The following is a 4,422-nucleotide window of genomic DNA, read 5'->3' as shown; positions in this document are numbered from 1 at the left end:
GGGGGCGCGCACGACCAGGGTGACGAGCTCGACGGAGGACGGCGCGGGCCAGCCCTCCGTGACGGCGCGCGGCGCGAGCCCGGAGAAGAGCCGGACGAGCGCCGCGGCCGGGATCGCGAGCACCACGCCGGCGGCGTCGATGCCGCGGCCGTCCGCGAGGTCGACGTGCCAGTCGTCGTGCGCGGCCGCGCCCTCGTGCGAGCGGTGCCGGTGCACGGACGAGACGGCGAGCGACGTGCGGACGTCGACGCCGAGGCGCTCCAGGTCGGCGACGAGCGCGTCGACCAGCAGGTGCACCCCGCCGACGATGCCGCTGACGGCGGATCCGGCGGGCGAGGCGGCGCGCATCGACGCGACCGCGCGCCCGAGCGAGCCCTGCTCGGCGAGGCCCTGGCGGAGGCCCGGGGCGACCGCGTCCGCGTCGACCTCGTCGGGGTGGGCGCTGTGCACGCCCGAGACGATGGGGGCGACGAGCCGATCGACGACGCGGTCGCCCATGCGGGCCCGCACGAGGCCGCCGAGCGTGCGCTCCCGGGCGCCGACCACGACGGGGAGGAGCAGGTCGGCCTTCGCGCGGACGACGCCCGCGCGGCCGATGGCGGTCGCGATCGTGGGATCGAACGGATGCGCGGGGATCCCGAGGAGGCCCGTGCGCGGCAGCTGGATGGCGCGCTCGGCGAGCTGGACCCACGCGCCGTCGGGGTTCGGCTGCACGATGCGGTCGCCGAGGCCGAGCTCGGCGAGGAACGCGGCGACCGTGCCGCGGCGGGTGGCGAAGCTCTCCGCGCCGCTGTCGAGCCGCAGGCCGTCGACGACGTGGGACCCGACGGTGCCGCCGAGCGCCGGCGAGGCCTCGACGAGGATCACCCGGCGGCCGGCCAGCGCGCAGGCGCGGGCCGCGACGAGCCCGCCCACCCCGCCGCCGATGACGACGACGTCGGTCGGGTCGACCTCGCCCGCCTCCTGACGCGGATCGCTACTCACGGACGAGGTCCACGATGCGCGTGAGCACGGTCGGGTCGGTCTCGGGCGGGACGCCGTGGCCGAGGTTCAGGATGTGCGCCGGGGCCGCCTTCCCGCGCTCGAGCACGTCGCGGACGTGCGCCTCGAGGATCGGCCACGGGGCCGCGAGCAGCGCCGGGTCGACGTTCCCCTGCACGGGCACCGACCCGCCGAGCCGGCGCGAGGCCTCGTCGAGCGGGATGCGCCAGTCGACGCCGACCGCGTCGACGCCCACGTCGTGCATGGCGCCGAGGAGCTCGCCCGTGCCCACCCCGAAGTGGACGAGCGGCACCGTGCGGCCGTCCGCCGCGGTGACGGTGCGCACGTGGTCGAGCGCGAGGGCCGACGCGGGGGCGACGCGCTGCGTGTAGTCGGCGAGCGACAGGCCGCCGGCCCAGGAGTCGAAGAGCTGCGCGGCGGACGCGCCCGCCATGACCTGCGCGTGCAGGAAGACGCCGGTGATCCGGGCGCACCAGCGCATGAGGGCGTCCCAGGCGTCGGGATCCGCGTGCATGAGGCCGCGGGCGGCGATGTGGTCCTTGCTCGGCCCGCCCTCCACGAGGTAGGCCGCGAGCGTGAACGGCGCGCCGGCGAAGCCGATGAGCGGGGTGTCGCCGAGCTCGGCCACGGTGCGGGCCACCGCCTGGCGGATCGGCTCCAGGGCGGCCGGGTCGAGCGACGGGAGGGCGGCGACGTCGGCCGCGGTGCGGACGGGGTGCTCGAGCACCGGCCCGCGTCCCGCGACGATGTCGACCCCGACGCCCGCGAGCTTCAGCGGGATGACGATGTCGCTGAAGAAGATGCCCGCGTCGACGTGGTGGCGGCGCACCGGCTGCAGCGTGATCTCGCTGGCCATCTCCGGGTCCAGGCACGCGTCGAGCATGCGGGTGCCGACGCGCAGCTCCCGGTACTCGGGCAGCGACCGGCCGGCCTGCCGCATGAACCACACGGGCGCGCGCTCCCCGCGGTGGCCGCGGTACGCCTCGACCAGCAGCGACGACGCGGTGCGGGTGTTGAGGGGGTGCTCCGCGGGGAGCGGGACGGCGGCGGACGCGGGCGACGAGGAGGGGGCGGTGGGCGTGATCACGGGGAAGATCATCGCATCCCGCGCCTGCGCGCCCGCTCGGCCGGGAGGCAGGGCAGGGCACCCTCACCGGCGGCGCCCACGCGGCCGGGAGGTTTACCATGGGGTGTGCTCATATGTCTGACGGCGAGTCATCACAACGCCAGCTTCGAGGTCCTCGAGAAGCTGTCCGTGGCCGCACCCTCCGTCGCCGGCACGCTCATGGAGCGCAACGACTTCATCGCGGGGGCCGTGGTCCTCGCCACCTGCAACCGCTTCGAGGCCTACCTCGACGTGGAGGAGCCCCTCACCGCGGCCCGCGCCCTCGCCGTGGAGGCCACGGTCGACGTGGTCAGCGGCGCCAGCGGGATCGCGCGCGACGACGTCCGCGGCAGCGTCGACGTCAAGTGCGGCGACGCCGTGGCCGAGCACCTGTTCGCGGTCTCCTCCGGCCTCGAGTCCGTCGTCGTGGGCGAGGGCGAGATCGCCGGCCAGGTGCGCCGCGCCCTCGAGGGCGCCCGTACCGGCGGCACCACGAGCACGGGCCTCGAGCGCCTCTTCCAGACCGCGTCCAACACCTCCCGCGGGGTCAAGACCCGCACGGGCCTGCAGAGCGCCGGGCGCTCCATGGTCCGCCTCGCGCTCGACCTCGCCGAGAGCCGCATCGCCGACTGGTCCGCCACCCGCGTGCTGCTCGTCGGGACGGGCGCCTACGCGGGGGCGAGCCTCGCGGCCCTCCGCGACCGCGGCGTGCACGACGTCCACGTCTACTCGCCCTCCGGCCGCGCCCGGAAGTTCGCCGGGCCCCACGGCATCCCCGCGGTCGAGGGCCGCGACCTCCTCCGCGCGCTCGCCGCCTCCGACGTCGTCGTCACCTGCAGCACCGCCCCCACCGCCGTGCTCGCGGCGCACCACATGCAGGCCGCCGCCGCCGTCTCCGGGGACGGCCGCCGTCGCCTGGTCATCGACCTCGGGCTCCCCCGCAACGTCGACCCGGACGTCGTCACCGTCGAGGGCGTCGAGCTCCTCGACCTCGAGACCATCAGCCTCCACGCCCCGCTGCGCGACCTCACCGCCACGGACGACGCGCGCGAGATCGTCAGCACCGCGGCGGCCGAGTTCCGCGCCGCCAGCGCCGAGGACGAGGTGGCCCCCGCCGTGGTCGCCCTCCGCACCCACATCTTCGACGTGCTCGAGGGCGAGCTGGAGCGCGTCCGGCGCCGGGGCGACTCCTCGGAGGCGACCGAGAGGGCCCTGCGCCACCTCGTGAGCGTGCTGGTGCACCAGCCCTCCGTCCGCGCCCGCGAGCTCGCCCGCCAGGGCGAGGGCGCCCGCGTCGTCGACGCCGTGCAGGCGCTGTTCGGCCTCGACGTGGAGATGCCCGCCGCGGTCTCCTCCCCCGTCGCCGTGGCGCTGCCGCGCGCGGCCGAGGCCGGCTCGGCATCGTGAGGCCCCGCGTCCTCCGCGGCCCGCGCCTCGACGCGCCGCTCAGGATGACCGCCCCGGTGCGCACCGAGCGCCTGGTGATCCGGCCCTACACGGCCGACGACCTCGACGACTACGCCGACATCCAGCGCCGGCCCGACGTCGTCGAGTACATGTTCTGGCCGCTCCGCGACCGCGAGGCGTCGCGTCGGCACCTCGCCCAGCGGCGTCGGCGGACGCGGCTCGAGCAGAGCCACGACTTCCTCGGGCTCGCCGTCGAGCTGCCCGACGAGCCGAGCCTCAACCCGCGCGCCGCGTCCGGCCGCGTCATCGGCGACGTGTCGCTGCTCCTCCGCAACGCCGCGTCCCGGCAGGTCGAGGTCGGCTGGGTCATGAACCCGGACTTCAGCGGCCACGGCTACGCCACCGAGGCGAGCCGGGCCGTGCTCGACCTCGCGTTCCAGCGGGCGGGCGCCCACCGCGTCCTCGCGCAGCTCGACGCCCGCAACACCTCCTCCGCGCGCATGGCCGAGCGCCTCGGCATGCGCCGCGAGGGATGCTTCCGCGAGGAGCACCTCGTGAAGGGCGAGTGGGTCGACAGCCTCTACTACGCCGTGCTGGCGGACGAGTGGGCGGCGACGCCGCCCGCTCCCTGACCCGGAGCCCCAGGTGGACGGCGACCTCCCCGCGCTCGACCCGGTCGAGGTGCGCGGCCCCGTCCGCACGTCCCGGCTCCTGCTGCGGCCGTTCACGCCGGACGACGTCGTCGCGCTCGACGCCTACGCCGCCTCCCCGGGCGCCCGTCCGCACCTTGCCGGGACCGCGTCGGATCCGGCGCGCATGCTGGCCGAGCGGCGGGGCGGGACCCGCCTCGCCGCGGCCGGAGCCGATCCACCGCTGCACCTCGGCCCGGGAGTGCAGGTCGAGGAGGA

Annotated in this window: 4 protein-coding genes and 1 pseudogene; 3 read left to right on the top strand and 2 right to left on the bottom strand. The window is 76.5% G+C overall.

Going from position 1 to position 4,422, the window contains the following annotated elements:
* Together Q6969_RS13380 and hemE are read right to left on the bottom strand one after the other, a co-directional pair.
* On the bottom strand, positions 1-984 hold a 984-nt coding region (locus tag Q6969_RS13380), incomplete at its 3' end, for an FAD-dependent oxidoreductase (RefSeq protein WP_317230879.1).
* Complete coding sequence (gene hemE, locus Q6969_RS13375; RefSeq protein ID WP_317230878.1) at positions 977-2,101, bottom strand: uroporphyrinogen decarboxylase; 1,125 nt, start codon at positions 2,099-2,101, stop codon at positions 977-979. The genes hemE and Q6969_RS13380, both read right to left, overlap by 8 nt.
* Before the next feature lie 93 nt (positions 2,102-2,194).
* Between hemE and Q6969_RS13370 the strand changes: the two genes are divergently transcribed.
* The 3 genes and pseudogenes from Q6969_RS13370 to Q6969_RS13360 form a co-directional block, all read left to right on the top strand.
* Positions 2,195-3,514: a glutamyl-tRNA reductase gene (locus Q6969_RS13370; protein ID WP_317230877.1), complete on the top strand. Its 1,320-nt coding sequence runs from the start codon at positions 2,195-2,197 to the stop codon at positions 3,512-3,514.
* Between the two features lie 44 nt (positions 3,515-3,558).
* Positions 3,559-4,146 (top strand): GNAT family protein, encoded by a 588-nt coding sequence (locus Q6969_RS13365; protein ID WP_317230876.1) that lies wholly within the window; start codon positions 3,559-3,561, stop codon positions 4,144-4,146.
* Positions 4,147-4,159: 13 nt separating this feature from the next.
* Positions 4,160-4,422: pseudogene (locus Q6969_RS13360) on the top strand (hypothetical protein); the annotation flags it as partial.

The organism is Clavibacter sp. MX14-G9D (assembly GCF_032917815.1).
Lineage (GTDB): Bacteria > Actinomycetota > Actinomycetes > Actinomycetales > Microbacteriaceae > Clavibacter > Clavibacter michiganensis_K.
Note: the sequence above shows the minus strand (reverse complement) of the source record. Positions and strands in the feature narration are given on the sequence as shown.

What these genes read in the sequence shown, in the direction of transcription:
- Q6969_RS13365 (WP_317230876.1), top strand. Translation starts at nt 3,559, where the DNA reads ATGACCGCCCCGGTGCGCACCGAGCGCCTGGTGATCCGGCCCTACACG.
- hemE (WP_317230878.1), bottom strand. Translation starts at nt 2,101, where the DNA reads ATGATCTTCCCCGTGATCACGCCCACCGCCCCCTCCTCGTCGCCCGCG.